This window comes from Mesorhizobium sp. B1-1-6 (genome assembly GCF_006443035.1).
In the GTDB taxonomy this organism is placed as follows: Bacteria; Pseudomonadota; Alphaproteobacteria; order Rhizobiales; family Rhizobiaceae; genus Mesorhizobium.
In genome coordinates this window covers 1-19119 of record NZ_VFWR01000010.1, presented here as the reverse complement: position 1 = coordinate 19119, position 19119 = coordinate 1, and the positions used below count along the sequence as shown (strand labels likewise).

The 19119-nt window shown below is 59.6% G+C and carries 10 protein-coding genes; 3 read left to right on the top strand and 7 right to left on the bottom strand.

Features of this window, described 5'->3' with window-relative positions:
• Window positions 1-668 precede the first annotated feature (668 nt).
• The 3 genes from FJ979_RS20140 to FJ979_RS20130 all read right to left on the bottom strand — a co-directional run bounded on the left by FJ979_RS20140 (window position 669) and on the right by FJ979_RS20130 (window position 5738).
• Window positions 669-1694 (bottom strand): hypothetical protein, encoded by a 1026-nt coding sequence (locus FJ979_RS20140; RefSeq protein WP_140583087.1) that lies wholly within the window; start codon window positions 1692-1694, stop codon window positions 669-671.
• A 233-nt stretch (window positions 1695-1927) separates the two neighbouring features.
• On the bottom strand, window positions 1928-3430 hold the full coding sequence (locus FJ979_RS20135; protein ID WP_140583085.1) for a septum formation inhibitor-activating ATPase: 1503 nt from the start codon (window positions 3428-3430) through the stop codon (window positions 1928-1930).
• Window positions 3423-5738 carry a hypothetical protein gene (locus FJ979_RS20130; RefSeq protein ID WP_140583082.1) on the bottom strand — a complete coding sequence of 772 codons (2316 nt, stop codon included), beginning with the start codon at window positions 5736-5738 and terminating at the stop codon, window positions 3423-3425. Before FJ979_RS20130 ends, FJ979_RS20135 begins: the two co-directional genes overlap by 8 nt.
• Window positions 5739-6255: 517 nt before the next feature.
• Here FJ979_RS20130 and FJ979_RS20125 point away from each other — a divergent pair.
• Together FJ979_RS20125 and FJ979_RS20120 are read left to right on the top strand one after the other, a co-directional pair.
• Window positions 6256-8208, top strand: coding sequence for an AAA family ATPase (locus FJ979_RS20125; RefSeq protein WP_140583080.1), 1953 nt, complete (start codon window positions 6256-6258; stop codon window positions 8206-8208).
• Window positions 8209-8289: 81 nt separating this feature from the next.
• Complete coding sequence (locus FJ979_RS20120; protein ID WP_140583077.1) at window positions 8290-10392, top strand: AAA family ATPase; 2103 nt, start codon at window positions 8290-8292, stop codon at window positions 10390-10392.
• Window positions 10393-11092: 700 nt separating this feature from the next.
• Here FJ979_RS20120 and FJ979_RS20115 read toward each other — a convergent pair.
• Both FJ979_RS20115 and FJ979_RS20110 read right to left on the bottom strand, forming a co-directional pair.
• Window positions 11093-12352 (bottom strand): ATP-binding protein, encoded by a 1260-nt coding sequence (locus FJ979_RS20115; protein ID WP_246679348.1) that lies wholly within the window; start codon window positions 12350-12352, stop codon window positions 11093-11095.
• A 477-nt stretch (window positions 12353-12829) separates the two neighbouring features.
• Window positions 12830-13387 (bottom strand): hypothetical protein, encoded by a 558-nt coding sequence (locus tag FJ979_RS20110; protein WP_140583072.1) that lies wholly within the window; start codon window positions 13385-13387, stop codon window positions 12830-12832.
• Between the two features lie 241 nt (window positions 13388-13628).
• On the opposite strand from FJ979_RS20110, the gene FJ979_RS20105 reads away from it, so the two are divergent.
• Window positions 13629-17411, top strand: a complete 3783-nt coding sequence (locus tag FJ979_RS20105) for a hypothetical protein (protein WP_140583070.1) — start codon at window positions 13629-13631, stop codon at window positions 17409-17411.
• A gap of 55 nt (window positions 17412-17466) precedes the next feature.
• Here the strand turns inward: FJ979_RS20105 and FJ979_RS20100 are convergent, their stop codons facing one another.
• Window positions 17467-17934, bottom strand: a complete 468-nt coding sequence (locus FJ979_RS20100; protein ID WP_140583067.1) for an iron-containing alcohol dehydrogenase — start codon at window positions 17932-17934, stop codon at window positions 17467-17469.
• Entirely contained in the window at window positions 17825-18682 is an 858-nt protein-coding gene (locus FJ979_RS20095; protein ID WP_181181791.1) for a metallophosphoesterase, read from the bottom strand. Before FJ979_RS20095 ends, FJ979_RS20100 begins: the two co-directional genes overlap by 110 nt.
• Window positions 18683-19119: the final 437 nt, after the last annotated feature.

Here is a 19119-nt window from a genome sequence, read left to right as displayed (position 1 = left end):
TGGACGGGATCGGCCTAGGGAGGCTGGACAATGGACAAGGTGTTCTAAGCGATCGAGGCCCATCAGCCGAGCAGGAAGCCGGCGTAATCGTTGTCACGATCACGGGCCGGAGAACCCCTTCGCCCTGATCTTGCCCGGTGCTCCTAGCATACGATCCATCAAGCCGTTGAACCCGCCGTCCTCCGAACTCCAACAGCATCGGCTCCGATCCATGACCTCGACGTATCTGTAGAATCTAGCGAGGTTCCTCCGTGGCGGCGGGTCGTGCGTGAAACGGCGATGGAGCGCGATCTTCATGGATTCGAGATCGAAATACAGAGCGAAGTATGCGCTCGGAAAAGGCTTCGATCTACTAGCCCGCTCGTACAGCGCCAGTGACCGCGAAAGCAGCCTGTTGATCCCGTGACTCTTATAGACCGCGGCGGCTGTTCCGATCGCCGCCTGCCGCAAGCTCCGATGCCCGGCTTCGTCCGCCTCAGGGAATGCTCGTGCAAGATGGACGGACCAGTAGATGGTCGGAGGCAGCAACAGGTCCGGCGATCGGCTTTCGGGCATGCTTGTCAATTCCGATTCAGACGGATTTGGACCGCTGCGCCATTCGCTTGCTGTGCGTTCGTCGAAGCCTGCACGGCCTGGCTGCGTACGCTGCCAATTCATTTTCGTGGCCATCAGGTGCGGACCGGAACCAGTTCGATGATCCGCTTCCGCTTTGTCCCTGACAGTCTGAACCTGCGGACCGTGATGTCGAGCGCCTCAATGGCCTTGTCGAAACCCTGCGGTATGTCTTCGTCTGTCGGGACAACAAGAAACTTGGCGGCATTGCTGGCAGCAGCATGCGTGACCAGCTGGCCGATCGCGGTGTAGAGTTGCTGCCTACCGACACCCGTTTTGATCTCGTAGACTTCGGTGATCTTTCCGGCCTGCCGCACGTAGCAGTCGATTAGCTGGGTGTTGTAGACCTTCTCGTCCAGCTTGCACGCCGCACGCCTTTCGGCGACGATCATCTCGACGATCTCGCCATGATATGTCTCGTAAGCGAACGTTCCGCCGCGGCGGCCGCGCTTGGTCCCCGAGAATTCCTCGTCATAGCTCTCGGCGTCCTTGACCCGCTTCCGCAGCTCGGCGGGATCAAGTTCGCCTGCGGAAACGGTGCGCTTGAAATCCGCGACCTTGCTGACGTACCGCGCCAGACGGCCCACGAAGCCCGCGTCAGCCATGTTGCCGACGGGAATGGCCTCGCGGACTCGACCGTCTTGGCAAAGGACTTTGACCATCCGGATGTTCGCCGAGAACAGGAAGGCCCTCTGTCCAATGCCAGGACGGCCGCCGCCGACCGCACCGTCGTGCATCAGGTGGACGTCGCCAGTCTCGTCGTCTTCGGCGAACGCCCCCGCGACTTGCCAGCCGTTGGTTTCGGAAGGAACGTTGATCTCGACCGTAATCAGCTGCATTGTTCGCTCTGGCTCGAAGATGCCGAAGGCGTTCCAGTATCTCGAAATCGTCGTGTCCTCAGGAGTTTTGCTGATCGAGGCCCAAAGCTCGCCTTCGCCGGCTGAGAACAGTTCGCGGTCGCGGTTGCCACCCTTGAAGCCAATTCTTCGCGTTCCCTGTGACGGCAGCGAATCCCTCATGATCTGCGCAAGCCTTGCCTGCGCAGCCTTTTTCGCTTTCGCCTCGTGAATAAGCCTGAGCATGTCGTCCCCCCGTCACCGACGACCTAAGCATTTCCAAGTGCCGCGCGCCACTTTGTCGATGGCGATCGCTGCTTTGACTGGCCTCGGATCGGGCGGGACAGGTCTGATTTCTGTGGGCGAAAATTCCGTTGCCAATGACAATCGTCGTCTCGATGGCTGCGCAGCGCTTCGAAACCTCCGGGCGCTGCTCCCGGTATGTTCATCGGCTGCCTGGTTGGCAGATGATTGTCAGCTCAAAGGAGGTCGCATTCGGTCGCCAGGCTGAGAGCCGTCTGCAGCCGGTCGGGGGTCGGACGGGGAGTGAAGACGCTTGACGCTCCCGGCGCCAGTGTCCAGCCGCCCTCGTCCATCACGACCTTCAGGCGGAGGATGAACCTGCCCCGCGCCCGCGCATCCGCCAGTCCCCGTCCGACTGACCAGTACACGTGCTGAGCCAGCACCCAGGTCTCCAGCACATGGCGCGTGAACTCCCTGGCCGGAGCGCCCTCCCAAGCTGCCGCTTCATGCTTGGCTCGGAACAGCGGCAGCCGGTCTCGTCGGTCGAAATTCTCTCCGGCGTCTGGCGCGTTGGCGATGGAAAAGGCCAGCCCGTCGACGATGACGGCGGCGAGGCCAGCTCGGGAAGCGTCGGCCAGAACCTCGGTCATGCGGTTCATCAAGTCGGTCGGGCCGACTCCTGAAAGGTGACCGGCTTCCAGCCACGTCTCCGAGGTGCGCTGTTCATGGCCGATCCCGGCTTCTTCGAGAAACGCAGCGACAAGCTCCTCGGTGGTCTTTGACCTATCGTCGAGCTGGCGCAGGATCCAGGCGAAGAGCGTTTCCAGCGTCAGGCGGAACAGCTGACGGACCTGCAGCCGCCGCCATCTTGTCACGGTTTCTTCCAGGTCAGTCGTCGGATTGAAGGCCGACGGCGCTCCGGCCATCGTACCGCGGATGCGGTCGACCTCAGCCGTGGCAGCATTGGCGACGGCTTCCAGCATGAGCCTGCCTCCATTTTTCCTGACCGCGGGAGCCGACGGTCCGAACAGCATGCTGGCGGCGGCCTTCTTCTCGGGGTCGGTGACCGTTTCGAACGACCATGCAGCGGCCCAGTCCATGGCCTCGTCCGAACTCACGCTGACGCTGCCGAGGCTGCTGAAGGCAGGATGATCGAGCCTGTCAGCGATTAGCGCCTCGAACGCGTCAAGCGCAGGCGCGGTGGCGGCGGTCGGCACCAGTATTCCCAGATGGACAGGATGCTGCTCGACCCAGCCAAGCGACTTCAGTCCCGGCCCGTAGTTCACGGGCGCCGTGAATGCCGTGGAATAGCGCCGCTCTTCCCGGCGCTTCTTCCATGCCGGACCGCCGAACTGGTAACTGGTTTCGCGCAGGAGCGGGCCGAGAACCTGACGGCCAGGCAAATCAGCATTGGAGTCCAGAAGGAACTGCGACCACGCGTAGATGACTTCGATGCGGTCCACGAAATCGAGCAGGAGGTCGATCTTGATGTCCGCGGCTTCCTGTTTTTCCGCGAGCTGGCGCGCCCGGCGCCAAGCCCAGGCGACGATCACGAAGGGCCGGACGTGACGGGCGACATTGTTCAGGCCCGGAAGAACCTGGTCCATCAGGTCGAAATTGGTCTGCCGCAGGCCCAGAGGATCGACGCCGCCTAGTCTGGGCGCGGTCGGAGGCACGAAGACGGGACCTTCGGCCGCGCTTGCGGCCGCAGTCATTTCGGCTAGGGAAGCTTCAGCCATGTTCAGCCTCCTCCGGCCAGATCAGGACGTGGCCGCAGCAGTTCCTGGCTGTCGCCACCGCCGTCGATCGCAGTTTGCCTACCTCGATCTTCGGCAGCGTGCGGTGGCATTTCGGGCAAGCCTCCGACCATTGCTTCATGACTTCGATCTTCTTTCTCGACCGCTCGGACCTGAACGCGTCGGCCATGGTGGCGAACTCGTCCTTTGCAGCGAGGGCGAGCTCCGCGTATCCGTCTGAGGGAAGGCCCGCCGCGAGAGCGTCGAGGTAGGACCTGGCCTGCTCCCGATAAGTGCGGATACCGCGCACCCGGTCCCAAAGTTCGGGAAAAGTCGCATTCTGGTTCAGCACGGAATGAAAGCCGCGCGCGAGTTCGGGCGACGGGCAGTCGCCTTTCAGGTCGGCTTCTAACCCAACCAGCCTCGATCGGGCGGCGCGCAGGTCGTTCTCGTCGATCCGCGTCCCGAGGAGAGTGAGAACGACTGCGGAAACCAGTTCGCGCCTGTCATCGGGAATTTCAATCCTGGTCAACGCGTCGAGCAGCCGCTGGAGCCACCCCTTCGCCCGTTGCTGGTCCGGCTGAAGCCGTTCGCAGATGTACTGCGTCAGGTCCAATGCCCGGAAAGCGTGAAGCTCGACCAGTCCGGGAGAAAGCATCTTGTCGAGGAACTGCTCGAACACAGCCAATGAATGGTCCACGGCCCGATCGACGGCCTGGACCTCTTCCGTGATGACATCGCCTTCGTCTTCGCTGTCGGCATTGCGTATGGCTCCGACTTGCTCCAGAGGGCCGCGCTTCTCCCGCAGCGCGGCGAAGACATATCCCATGAAGCGGACCCAGCCAGCTCCGCCAGCGCCCGGACGATTCGCTCCCAGCACCGAGGCGCGAACGAGGCCCAGGTCAGAAACCGCGACCGTCTGATCCTCGGATGCTGCGCGCACTCCGGCACCGCCGCCGCCGATCGGCATTGCAGCCTGCGCCATTCTACGAGGGTCCTCGTGGAACCAGCTCATCATGGCTGCAACGTCAGCAGGCGTCTCAGTCCCCGCCAGGATAGCCAGCAGGCGTGGTCCGAGCGGTCCGGCGCGCCGTGTCATCTCGGTGAACGCGGCAAGCGAAACGAAGCCTTCGGCGACCGATCCATCGGAAGCTTCGACGCGCACCACCAGCCGGCCGCCCTTCCACGACTGAACCTCCAGTCCCGGCGCGCTGGCGGTGAACGAGCCATCGGCGGCAAGCTCGACGTCGTCCAGCTTGCGAGGACCTTCCGCGGTGACCTGGTAGACCGAGGCCACCCCCGTCATCGCGGGCGCAAGCACTTGGCCGGAGATGTGGTCGCCTTCCAGAGCCGCCCGCAGAATGCCGATCGGCGCGCTTCCGTCGTCAGCATCGTCGACTGGGTCCATCGGCTGGGGAGGCGACGAGGGAACGTATGTCCAGCCAACCATGCGATCCCGCTGCATCCGGGCTACGCAGGCTTCGACGTTGCGCCCGGCACCCAAGGCTGCTGTTGAGGCATTGGGGCTGCCTGAGACAAGCAGACGGCCGCGCCTGCATATGATTTCGAAGGCCTTCGCGTGGAGCTTGCGTGGCTTTTCTTCCTTCAGGACGTCGAGTTCGACCGCGCGGACTTCGACGCTTGTCTGGGATGGCCAGTTTGACCCGATCTTTCCCTGGACCGTGCCGCAGCTGTGCGCATGAATGAAAACGTGATCGAGGCCGACGGTTTCACAAAGGCGGCTGATCGCCTTCCCGTTATCCCAGAATGGCGCGGCCGCGATCAGCCTTGTCGCTCCGCCCAAGCTATCGACAGCGTTGGCGATCTTGCCCGATATCGCCCCATCCAGGCTGTGGAAGAGACGGATGTCCCCGTTGCGGGACCGCCCGAGAGTCGACTTCCGAAGATCGTTGGCGACAAGCTCGCAATGATTGGCGGCGCCGTGGCGGACGTTGTCGGCGAGAGCCAGCAGTTCGAAGAAGCCCGCAGCGTCGTCGATCGCGTCGGCCGCGAAGCCCGGATGCAGGTGCTCGAAGACCTCGAGGTTCCCGCCCCAGCCATTGAAGGTCAGGTTTCCTGAGCCTACCAGCAGGTGGCATTCGTCATCGGCGACCAAGGCAGAGAGCTTCGGGTGGAAAACGCCCGCGGCAACCGAGATAGGCTCGAGCTCGTAGTCCCGTCCCACCCGTCGGGCCCCTTGCTCGCTGAGACCTGCCCGGACTCCCTCGACGTCGGCAAGGATGACCGCCTCCCGGCCTCCGCCGCGCACGAGAGCATCGAGCAGTACAGCCTCGAAGAAGGACAGGCTCAATGCATAGGTCGTGAAGACTGCACGATCCCATGGATGAGCAGATATCAGTTCAAGCGGCGATAAGGCCAACAATTCCCCCCTTGCGCGCTTGGCTGAGCAAGCAAAATACGCGCTACTCGGAGGAATAGCTCATCTGAAGCAGTGTGTCCCAGACTTCATTAGCGCGAGTAGATATTGCTTGGCCAGCGATGCCGGATAGCCCGGATTCTCCCGCCAAGCCCCTTGACAGACTGTCGCATGTTCACTATTCGTTCCCGTACCATGATCAGCCGCCCGCACCTCGCCCCAATACGCTAAGCCGCTTACGCTGCCGCCATCCGGCGGCCGCGCGCGAATGCGTAGGGCCAAGGACGAGACCGTGATCCGCACCTCCAGAAAATCCGAGACGACAACGAGGCAATGCAGCCGTTCGCTGATAGGCGCTGCCGTCGGCGCGTGAGCGCGCCCTTCCTCATCCAGTTTCCGAATTTCATGACCGTGCCGGCCTACCGCCACGGACTACGACCGAGGTGTCGAAATGATCCGTTACACAACCCTGGAGGGCGCCAGGAGCAGCAATGACAGCGCCTTCCACGCCAAGCTCCGCCAATCCTTTCCTCGATTTCTCGCTTATTGCGGGATCATGCGTGCGTGCCGAGCCATTCCGCAGTTTCGACTGATGAAGCCTGTCGTCATCGGCCTCTTGCTTCCAGAAGGAGCGGACGCTGAAATTTATGAAAGCGCAGCCCGCTACGCGGCGCATGGGCCGTCTATCGTATGCGGAGGCCTTGATAGTACCGAAGTGCTGAGGAGGATGAGCGACCGCGGGAAGAAGGCGACCGACGGTGATTTGCCAAAGACACTTTCAGTAAAGCGGCGCGTCGTTTTGGTGGCTGAAAACATGGGATGCGTGCCGGACAGCTTCCATCTCGCTGCCGACGCGGTGATCCAGATCGGCGCCGTTCTACCGCGCCATGTCATTACTGCGGCGAAGTTCTGCCTCCAGATCGACATTACGCCAGAGCAGGCAGAGTTCATCGCCACGGTACCAGTGTCAGTCGTCGCCGCCGCACTCCGCCGGGGGAGGCCGGTCGCGACTGCGATTGAGCGGATGAAGAAGGCTGTCGTCCCAAAACCTCGTGAAGTGTCCGGTCCCACGCTGGACGACCTCCATGGCATCGGAGAAGCCGGAACTTGGGGGCGCGAGCTTGCTACCGACCTCTCGGACTGGAGGGTGGGCAAGATCGGCTGGGCCGATGTCGATCGTGGCATCCTGGTTTCCGGGCCGCCGGGGACCGGGAAGACCACCTTCGCGCGGGCGCTCGCGCGCACATGCGATGTCCATCTCGTGCTTGGCTCGATTGCGCGCTGGCAGGCCAAGGGACATCTTGGCGACATGTTGAAGGCCATGCGTGCAGCCTTCGACGAAGCCAATAGAAATGCTCCCTCAATCCTCTTTCTCGATGAGATCGACGCGGTGGGCGATCGCGAGAAACTCAGCGGTCACAACGCGCAGTATTCCTCCGAAGTAGTGGCAGCACTGCTCGAATGCATCGACGGCGCCGAAGGACGGGAAGGCGTCGTGATTGTCGGCGCCTGCAACCATCCGCATCGGCTCGACGCGGCGCTAGTCCGGGCCGGCCGTCTCGACAGGCATGTCAGGATTCCGCTGCCCGACCTGAAGGGCCGCGAGGGGATTCTGAGATGGCATCTGCAAGGCTTGCTTGTCGACATGGACCTGTCCGGAGTCGCGAGCAGGACGGAGGGCTGGAGCGGCGCCTCCCTGGAGCAGCTAGTCCGACAGGCAAGGCGCCGGGCGCGACGCGAGCGTCGGGGTCTTGTCCTCGACGACATTGCAGCCGAACTACCTGTCCTGGTTTCTCTTCCTGCAGAAATGCGCCGCAGGTTCGCTGTCCACGAGGCAGGGCATGCTGTCGTCTGTATTGCAATCGGCGCGTCCGAGATCGTCCGCGTATCGATCATCGACACATTCGACGTTACGGCAGGCCGCGTACAGGATGGCGGAGGGGTGACTCTCAAAGAAGAGGGCCTGCGTGAACGGACGCCGGCTCAGTTCCTCGACCGGATCGCGCTGGTTCTGGGCGGGCTTGCCGCCGAGGAGGTGCTGCTTGGCGCGAAATCGGCAGGCGGAGGGGGCGTGCGTGGATCGGACCTGCACAATGCAACGATGTCAGCCCTGACGTTCGAAGCTTCGTACGGGCTTGGCGAAAGCCTGGCTTACATCGCCGCCGACAACGAAGACGACCTGTTCACGGCCATGCGGTTCGACCGTGGCCTTCAGGAACGAGTCGATAGGGTGCTGATGGAGCAGTTCGAGCGGGCGAAGCGTATCATTGGTGAGCATCGGAAGGAGGTCGAGCGGATCGTCGAAGCCTTGCTCGCCAAGGGTGCCCTGTCGACTGAGGAGATCAAAGAGATTGTCGAACAGCAGCCGAGGCTGCTGTTCGAGCCCGGAAAGAAGGCAGTATAGCAGGATTCCTTGGTATGCGAGTTGCCTTTCCTTTCAGATATTCGAACAATCATGTAGGGATTACTGGGCGGGGGACAGAACATGAAGCTTATCAAGTACAAGGTTACGAACTTCCGATCGGTCGTCGACAGCGGCTGGGTGGATACGGAACAGGTGACAGCCCTGATCGGCGTCAACGAATCCGGCAAGACGAATCTTTTGCTGCCGCTTTGGAAATTGAACCCCGCAAGGGAGGGGGAACTCAAACCGACCTCAGATTATCCCAAAGGGAACTATGCTGCTGTTCGCGCCAACCCGGGGAACTTCCGCTTCGTTGCGGCGGAATTCGACGTCTCCGAGCACGTCGGCAAGCTTTCGGAAATGACCTCGGTCGGCGGGGAGTACCTCGATGTTGTCGAGGTCAGCCGATATTTTGACGGCCGGCATGAGATTGCGTTTCCGAAACACAAGCCGCAGACGGAAGCGATGTCGGAGGAAATTCGGAAAGCCATCGATGAGGCCAAGAACGAGATCACGGCGATTTCCCCGCTCGCGAAGGAATCTTCTCTGAAGCCGGAAATGCTTAAATCGCTTGAGGAAGCGATCGAGACGGTGAAGTCACAGGAAAAGTGGTCGTCAACGGGCATTGCCGGAGTAGCCGACAGGCTAAAAACAGTGATCCCCGAAACTCCGGCACCCACCAGCTCGATAGTACCCAGGTTCCAGCAACTATTGGACGCGTTGAAGATAAAACGAGGCAGATTGACGGCGCCGGGACCGTCGGAAGTCGCGGAAGTGAAGGAATTCATCCTCTCGAAGCTCCCTAGGTTTGTCTACTATTCCAACTACGGAAACCTGGACTCCGAAATTTACCTGCCCCACGTTGTCCAAAATCTGAAACGCGAAGACCTGGGCGCTCGCGAGGCGGCAAAGGCACGGACGCTTCGCGTTCTATTCAGTTTCGTGACGCTGCATCCTGAGGAAATTCTCGAACTTGGCCTGGACTTTAAGGATCCCCAGGGTCGTCAGCCGGACCCGAGTGAAATCGCAGAAATCGCGACCAAGAAGCGCGACCGGACGATCCTGCTGAATTCGGCCGGGACCGACCTCACCAAGAGGTTCCGGGAATGGTGGAAACAGGGAAATTACACCTTTGAGTTCCAGGCGGACGGTGATCATTTCCGAATTTGGGTGAGCGACAGCAAGCGCCCCGAAAAGGTCGAGCTCGAAGACAGGAGCAGTGGACTGCAATGGTTTCTGAGCTTCTATCTCATATTCCTGGTCGAAAGCAGCCGCGATCACCGCGACGCAATTTTGCTGCTGGATGAACCGGGGCTGTCGCTGCATCCGCTGGCCCAACGCGACCTCTCGGCGTTCTTCGAAAACCTCTCCGGAACCAATCAAATAGTTTATACGACGCATTCCCCCTTTCTGGTCGACGCAGATTCGCTCGACCGTGCTCGTAAAGTTTATGTTGGCGAAGATGGTTCGACCAAAGCCTCGGCCGACTTGCGAAGGGGTAACGATGATCCGCGCAAGAACGGGGCTACGTATGCGATCTATTCGGCTCTGAACATGAATGTCGCCGAGAGCATTCTGCTCGGCTGCCATCCGGTAATAGTGGAGGGGCCTTCAGACCAGCATTACCTGGCGACCATCAAGGCGATGCTGATCGGCGGCAAGAAGATCAGCCCGAAGCGAGAGTTGGTATTCCCGCCGTCCCACGGCGCCAAGAACGCAAAGGTCGTCGCCAGCATTCTGACAGGGCGCGACGAAATCCTGCCTGTGATGATCTTTGACGGCGACGACGCCGGCCGCAAGATGGCTCGGGACATGGAGAACGGCCTATATCAAAACGCGAAGAAACGGGTTCTTTCGACCGACAAATATGTCGGCTTCGCAAATTCGGAAATCGAGGATCTCTTCCCGCCAAACTTTCTTGCGGAGGTGATTGACCGTTGGGAACCTGGACGCGGAGCCGACAAGGCATTCGCCGACGTCGTGGAGTCCGGCAAGCCAATTGTTCCGCAGATCGAATCCTGGGCATCGTCGCAAGAGATTGAGCTTCCCGAAGGTTGGAAAGTTGACGTCGCGCGACTGGTAAAGAAGCGCGCACTGTCACGCGGGGTTGAAAAGTTCGACAAGCAGTTCGTGGATCACTGGACGGAATTGTTCGACGACTTCCAGGCTATGGAACCTGAATAGAACCTAATTTGTGAAGTTCTCGACTGATCACGCTTGCTTCGACGGTCGGTGAAGAGGACCATTTCTCATTGGAAAAATGGGGAAGGGCAGGCCAATGATTGAATCGCAAAATTCGATCATAGCGCCTCGCGGAGGCATGCATTTCGGTCCGCAATGCCCGCTTGGTGAATGAAAGCACTCGGCTCTGCTGGATGATGGGAGCGGCGTGTGTGCAAAATCTGCACACGCAGATTCACCTTTTCTTTTGCTTTCGTTCACGCGACGGGTTGCGATAGAGCTCGCGGGCGCCAGTGTTTCTCGCGATTGCGGTATCAAACGTCATTGATTCCGCCCAGGAATTCGCAGTCGAACGGGAGCTCAAAGCTCGACCCGTCATCGCCGACGACCCTAAGATGTCCGTCGCATCGATCGACTGATCGGTAATTCGTACGGCCGCCCAATAGAGGGCAGGCACCAAGTACCGATCTGACCCGGAACTCGCCGCCGAGCGAAAATGCTGTGGGGTAGCCTGCCACAGACAAATCGTTGGACATCTGAGATGCAGCGTGACCCGCGCCGAAGTAGGTGCGTACCATCTTCGATGGCAAGCACGCCAGTGTGGCGACCGTTCCACGGCTCGTAGTGCCGTCCGCCGTTTGAATACCAGCGCCACTAGTTCCCTGGAGCGCCGTTTGATAGGTAAACCTGAAGAAGGACTAATTTAATTGCTGCCTTGGGGCCCGTTCAAAGTACCGGGTTCTGCTCTACCCGGGAATGACCACAGCATTGAGGCCGGCAGCGCTATCTTTCGGGGTCCGAAAGATAGCGCGTGCTCTCCGAGATAAACGACGAAGCCGACCCCGCGGTAACCCTTGCCTGGTCCATCCGACAGAAACCAATCAATGTGCCGGAAGTCATCGCGACCGATTTTCGACGATGCCTTCATCTCGAAGAGGGCGATTAGCCGTCCAGGGGCTTCAGCGAGTATGTCAATCTCGCGGACGCCGGAGCGCCAATGCCATAGCGACCAACGATTGGACTGGAACGGCAATGACTTTTCTAGTTCGGTGAAGATGAACGTCTCGAACAAAGCGCCGAAGGCAGATGGGTCGCCGTCGATGCCGAAACTGTCAGACCCCTCTCCCCGAAGCGCGGTGGCCAGTCCAGTGTCCATGAAGTGAAGCTTCGGCGCCTTGATCTCGCGTTTCGCCCTCGCCGAGGACCATGCGCCGAGACGCAAAACGATGCCAAGACGCGTGAGCGCGTCGAGGTAATCGCTCACGGTTTCGTACTTCACGGCGAGATCGTTCGCGAGATTAGAAGGATTGAGTTCCTGGGCCGTTCTCGCCGCTGCTTGGTTGATCAACCGCCGTACGGCGTCGGGTTTCCTGACAGGATGAATCGCCGAGACGTCTCGTTCGATAATACTGTCGATGTAACTGGCACAACGGTCCATTCGTTCGCGGTCGGTAAGCAGGCGCATTTCAGGGAAACCGCCGCGGACGATGAGATCGATGCCCTTGGGGCGATCATACGCCTTCGGCGACGGAAGCGACGACAACGGGTTCTCTTGATCGTGCGCGACCGCGTCGAGGATCCTGCAGGGTCCCGCGTGATGTAACTCGGCCGCGCTAAACGGACGCAACATGAGGGTCGTGACCCGGCCTGCCAACGAATCGTATGCCTTTCCGGCGGTGAAGATGTCCGATGACCCTGTCAGAACGAAATGGCCGCGACGATTGTCCTGGTCGACGATCCGCTTGAGGGCAAAGGTGATCTCGGGAAGGCGCTGAACTTCGTCGATGACGACGGGCAATCCGGAATCCCTCGCCTTATCCGAGAGCAGTTTAAGCTGGTTGTAAGGGTCGTCGGCGAGCGCTTGCCGGGCTGCGTCATCGTCCAGCGTCACGTAGGCAGCGGAAGTAAGGAGGTCCCGGACGAGCGTTGACTTCCCGTCTTGGCGCGGTCCGACGACGTTCACGATCCGGCTGCTCGCCAAAGCATCGGTTAAACGGGAGGAGAGGTGGCGCGGCGTTAGCTGCATATGGTCCTGGCGAAATGTCCATTAGGGATGCTGCGATAATTCCATTACATGCTCTACGGAAATTCCGCTAGAGAGTATGTAAAAAATCCACTAGCACCCATGCTAAAAATCCACTAGCAAGCGTGCGAAAATTCCACTAGATGAAGCGGCCAAACGCTAGATTTTCGTGTTCAGCGATGCGGAGTTGCAGGAAAATTGGTGGCGTTAGCTACCTAATGCCGCAAATGCCTGCCCCGGGTGGCGGTATCTTCGCGCGATTTGTGCGCCGATTTTCGCGCTGCCAGCAGCAGGCGGCCAGCGCTCTTCAGGTCCTTCACTGGGACGATCACGCCGGAAACGTTGCCGGCGCTGCGGTTTGCGGCACGATAGTGGGTCACACGTAGCCCTGACTTGTTGCCTTGTCGCAGAGAGGGGTCATCCGAGAATAGCGGACGCTCCGTTGGTGAGCGCCGCAACCTGATCGTCTGAGAGGACATATTGGGGCGAATATCGGAGGCCGGATTTGGGGGCGTCCGCCCAACGGACCATCAGCAATCCACGTCCTTCACCGAACTCCTGTCGAACGTGGGTTGAAAGCAGCGTTGGACTTCGTTGGGAGTAGGCTGTCCGGAAGAGCGAGATGTCGGCGACATAGGGACCAAACATGATCCAAGCGTGGCCATTCCAGCTGGAATTCGACTCGCTAAAGACCTTTTCCCCATCGAAGGGCAGGTCGTCGCCGAACACAAGTTGCCCACGAACCGACAATGAGCCGGCGGCGACGTACACGTGACGCAGGCCAGATTGCTGCAGCCGGGCCGCAAAGACAGCGCTCATCAAGGCGCAGGCTCCAGCAGCTGGCGGGAGGCGCCGAAGCACGTCGCCGCCTGTGTGGGCTAGCGTCTGCTTTTCCTCCTGAGTTGGTTCAAATGTCTTGTAGGCCTTGGCTTCGGCTTTCGTTCGCCATCCCGCGAGGAGTTTCTCGAAGTTCATTCAGGTGCGAACCCAGCTGTCGGCCGCAGCTCTTGAGCAATCTCCGATATTTTACCGACGACCATCATTCGGCTCTTTGCGGAAATGAACCTTCATCAGGCCTTCACTCCTTCTGTGCGGCACGACGAGTCTCGGCCGCTTCAATGATCGCTGCGACGCGCGAGACCATTAATGGACATCACAGGGGAGCGGCCGTTAAACTGCCAACAACATTGCCCCCACTCAGCAATTTGCGCAACCAATGTCCTCAATGCCGCCAGAAGATCTGTTAGAGATCGACCCCATCAGCCCACTAACATTTGGTGCTGTTTCGTTCGAAGCGTCGATGTCCGACTTTGGGCCTATAGCGCAATCCTTCGCTCCATACGATCCGATACGATTGGCTGCCACTTTTGGTGCGCTCCTCACTTTGCCGGAATTGCAAGCCAACAATCATCGGATCGAGGTGCTCACACACCTTGCCCTTCTGACCGCTAGGGGCAAACGCAAGCCGGACGATCATGTAATCGCCCAGGCTTTCAAAGCCATTGGCGAAACAAAGATCGGGCAGCAAGAGGATCCAGCTGAGGACGTCTTCGTATCGTCGGTTTATACGTCGTTAGGGAATTTCAGGGTGCTCGGAGGTTCCTGGGAGTCAGGCGGATTCTACCTGCAGCGTGTAATCAACACCCTGGAGCGACTCGGACCGGGCGACTTCCTCACCTCGGTCCGCAAAAGTGTCTATGCTCTTCTGCGGCTTTCCGATGCAATATGCGAGCGAGCAGAGCTGTCACGTCATCAGCTTGGTGCAGAGATGCCGCTAACAGAACTGCCGGCACGCATACGGCGGCTTTCGGGGGGCGCGCGGAAGACGGTCTGTTTCACGCCGGCTCAACTGGCGGAACTTGATATCTCCCTCGATGACCTCGCACCATTTGGGTTCACTCCGCGGAAACTGCAGGGTCTCGCCAAAGACATGCTGGGCCATACCCAGTTGGAGCGCTTTCCCTTGGTTCACCGGGCAGGCGTCATTTGTGTGCTTCTGCCGTCCGCGGTCAGCGCGGCTGCACGACGGTTCGTGTTGGAGGAAATGTCGGCGGCGGGAGCTACACAGGCCTTCATGGCAGCCATGGCTCACGAATACACGTCGCTGATTTCCAACGCCCCGCTCCTCGGAGACATCGACAGCCACCCAATAGAACTGCGGCGGACCGACGGGGGCTTCATGGCGGGCACGATGACGGAGATCGATCTTGGACTCTACGTGAATTTTATCTTCTTTACAGACGACCTCGACGGCTTTGCCAGCAAGGGGCTGTTGGGGTTCTTTCCGCCGGCTGGCAAGCTGGCTGCAACGGTCGACAAGTGGATCAATGACTCTCGCGCTGCGGCAATGATCCGCCCTGGATTTCGCGCCGGACTCACCCTGTTGGTCCCATGTGGCATAGGTCGTGGTGTGAAGCAGTTCATCGCGGACACTCCGCGCGACAACTGGCATTGGGATGTGGTCAGCGCTCCCGACTTGCTCACCATGAGCTGGTTGCCTGACTTCAAACCCATGTCGCTATGGCGCATGCTTGAGGCGGAAGGGCGCTTAGAAGAACTCGGAGTTCATCTTCAGAACATCAATGGTCTGCTGAACATGGTTGGCTGGACCCGATCGCTAGGCGGCCATCTCGTCCCACATGGCGCATTGCCTGATAGCTTCGGCACGACTGAACAGACCTCAATTATTATGATCCAGCAGAACAGCCTTCGCATTGTACGCCGACAGGCCCTGATTAGCTGGGATGAGCATGTCGTGAAGGGCATGGCAGGATCATGGCGACTGGTCCGGCGAGATAGGCAATCCTTGTTCGAAGAAGACCGGCAGCGCCCACTCTACGTGGTGGAAGAGCGTAACTCTGCGAGGTGGCCTGGCTTCGTCTATGAGGCGCCACAACGGTCTTGGTGGTGTAGCCTGACCACTTCATCGGGGACATCGGGTCATTTCGCCTATGAGCGGTTCAGGGTCCTCAAAACCTGGATCACGCGCATTGCGCCAATCCTGGATAGTGAACTCCAAGGCCTGCCGCCGCGACCTGTGTGCTGGAACGTCATTTTTGAAGGCGACATCGGCGATCATCCAGCGGAACTCGGCGTCGTCCGACTGTCGTTTGAAGACGCCTTAGCTGCACTCTCCGTTGAAGTCAGTCAGGAGGAATGCACCGTGACTGTCACGGCGAAGGCAGAATTCGAAATGACCTTTCTCCATCCTGAAAACATCGCCGAGCGGGCTCTTGTGGAGAAGGCACTTCAGGGATTTCAGGAACTCTCCGGGGAACAGCGAGACGTATCCAAGTTTGCGGAACTCATGAAGCGTATCGTGCCGGATGGAAATGCGCGGCAGCAACACGCGTTCATGGCGCGCCGGTTTCGGGATTGGGTTCGAAATTCGCTTTGGAGCGCTCCAATCACGGTCGACGCCGATGACAGCGCGTACATAAAGCTGGGTTTGGGTTGGAAAAGCCGCGAACGGTCGGAGGGCGGCGAAATCAGCGGGAAGGTCGAGTGCACTGCGTTCCTTAACCGCGCCGTCAAAGGCCTCGAAGTCGAGGTATGCAATGAACTTCGCCAGCTTGATCGTCGGGCAGTGATAGAATTTGCGCTCATCAATCATGAGAGCGCGATCGTCGACCGTGACCAATGGCAAGGCACGGCGGCAGCTGTTCTGTCCCTTCACGACGATCGTGAAGAGGCGCTTAAGGTGATGGCGCACCGCGACTTTCAGCTCAGCGCAGTTCTGCAGTCGTCTCGGCTGATCGTGGAGTTTGCCCTTTGTGAGTGTCCTATTGCGGGCGGACGAAAGCCAGGGCAGCTGGAAATGTCTCGCCTTATGGCCAAGGTGCTGATGATCGCCAGTCTTGGCGGCTGGTCTGATGCGATACGGTGGGATGCAATGCAGCCACGGGTGCGCATCACAGCCTTGGGTGACATCCATGCCAACCTAAGCTTCCACGAAGACGTACTTGCTCCGTACGCCCGTGCCGCGAGCGACCTTCGAGTCCAAGACAGCGTTGAGAGCTATTCCGAGAACGTGCAGGACCCGCCGATGGAGGCCGCCCCATTGGACCAGTTTCCGGATGAGTTCTGGGAGGCTTGGCGCGAGCAATTTGGAGCGAGCTTCGAAGCATCGCGGGAATTCTTGGGCATGATCGAGAACCGTGGAATCGATGCAAGGGAAGCCACATTTTCGATGAAGAAGAGCGAGCTTCTCGCTGCCTGCAATGGCGTATCGGTATTGCAGGACGAAGCTGGCCCCTTGGTAAATGGCCTACTCTTCATCGGGCGGCCGAAGTGGCGAGATCCACCGCCGGGTCTCGACCCGAAAGACATTTTCCCCTGGCGATTCCGGAGGCGACTCTCCGTCTTGCGCCGACCGTTGATACAACTCGACGACCAAGAGGATCCCGAGTTGATAATAGCCCCGGGCCTAGTTGGTGACGCCATCCGATATATGCTTGCGAACTACCACCGCGGTGACTTTCCGCTCTGGCAGCTCACTCCAAAGATGAAACGGTGGGCGGGACAATCCCGCGACCGCCAAGGTCACGAGTTCGCTGTGTCGGTAGCCACCCGGATGAAGGAGCTGGGGTGGGAAATTGAGATCGAAATTCCGATTACCAAGCTGCTGCGGAAGGGCTTTCCGACGAATTACGGCGATGTGGACGTTTTAGCGTGGAGGCCGGAAAACGGCCGTCTTCTCATTATGGAGTGCAAGGACGTTCAGTACCGGAAAACTGACGGCGAGATTGCGGAACAACTTGCGGACTTTCGTGGGCTGGCAACGACCGACGGCAAGCGCGATCTTCTTCGCAAGCACCTAGACCGCGTGGAATTAGTCCAAAGCCACATTCAGGAGTTGAAAGCTTCCCTAGGGCTCTCGATCGATCCGCTCGTTGAAGGCCATCTGATCTTCAAGAATGCTGTTCCGATGCAGTTGGCCTGGGAACAGCTGCGAGGCAAGACCGCGCTCAACGTCTTTTCTGATCTTGGCCGACTCTGACAACAGCCCGCAGGTCGAGTTCCCTACCGGGCCGATGCCTGCAAATCGGACGGCCTTAGTCGCCTTCGCGATCCGCCCTGACGACGATCAGATCGTCGGCCTCTTCATCGTACTCGTAGGCAATTCCGTCCAGTCTGACCCCGCCCTCGTCTGGCGGCAGGGCAGCCGCTCCGTCAGCATGGTCTTCACATGCGACGTATAACATTCGCTTGTCGCGAAGACTTCCCGGCTTGCCGCAAGACTCGCAAAATCGGTAGGAGCGCGAATCTGCGAGTACCTCTGCCTTGTCCAGCGCCAACCTAATCTCGGGAGTGACAATGCCCGCTGCCGTGGCGTCGATCCTCAAGCTCCCGTACTTCTCATAAACCCGATCGAGGTTCAGTCGAGTACCGGCAGGCAACGCCTGAGCTATCTCACCGAAATATTGATCCAGAACCCGTTCCCAGCCGGCACCGCACTGGAATGTCATCGTCGTCGGAATGAGGTCCGGATATTTCGCCTTCAGCCGGATAAAATCGGTCATTCGTCTGCATCTCCCGCGTGACCTCGATGCTTCCGCCCGAAGCCGTAGCAAACAGGAAGTGAAGGTTCCGTTCATCGGCGGATATCGCCAGACAGGTCAGCCGGCCAGAGGCATAGGCACCCGTGTCTATGGCGATCCGGTATGGCCTCGAGTCCGGCATGCTGTCCGACGTCGGGGTGTGGCCGTGCACGATGATGTGCGACAGCTGCCCCTCATGATCGAGGAACCTGTCCCGGATCATCATCAAGTCCTTTGGAGCCTGGTCTCCGATGGAACGGGAAGGATCGATTCCTGCATGAACATAAGCGAAGCGATCGTCGACGACGATCGGTGAAGCATCCGTCAGCGCTTGCAGGTGATGCGGATAGTTGGTGCGAAACATCCTCGCTGCATCCCGGACACTGCCAACGGAAAGGAGGCCATAGGACTCCATCGTCTGGTAGCCGCCGATCCGCATCAGCCATCTCTCGAACCTCTCCTCGTCGACCTGGTCGGTGGTCATGAAGTCTAGGAAATAGGCGTCGTGGTTGCCCCGGATCAGCCGTGACATTGGCCACCGGGCGAGGGTGTCGCAGACGAGATCCATCGCTTCGCGGCTGCAATGGCCGCGGTCGACGATATCGCCGAGGAACAGCACTCGAGGTTCGGCTCCGGACGCAGCTGCGTCCGCGACAATGGCGGCAAGAAGTGGCTTGAGGAGGTCAGCACGGCCGTGAACGTCGCCGATGGCGTAGGTGGTGTGAGGCAAGCGGGTTCCTTTCGGAACGACGCTTACCGGCAGGTCATTGGTTTTCTCTTAAATCCGCTTCATTGGCCATACGGACGAACAGTCAAGGCAGGCTGGCTCAGCAACGGCCGCCCCGGAACCGGGTGTTCATCTTTCCATGCTCAATATGCTTGACGATCACGATATGGGACATGGCAGCAGATGAGCAACGCGCGGCAGTTAATGGCGGAAGTTCGCGCGCGAATGAAATTACGCGAAGAAGCCTATCTGGAAGACCGCCACCGGAGGGTGGCAATCGCCATAGTCGAGATTCCAGTAGTTAACGGGCCCATGCCATTTGCGGAGTCCTTGGCCCTGTTGAAGGCGTTCGATGAACAGCACGGATCGTGTCCCGGGGAGTGGTGTAGCTGACGGCATTGGTCGCCGTGCTCTCCGGCATGGGCCGGGCTGATCAGCGC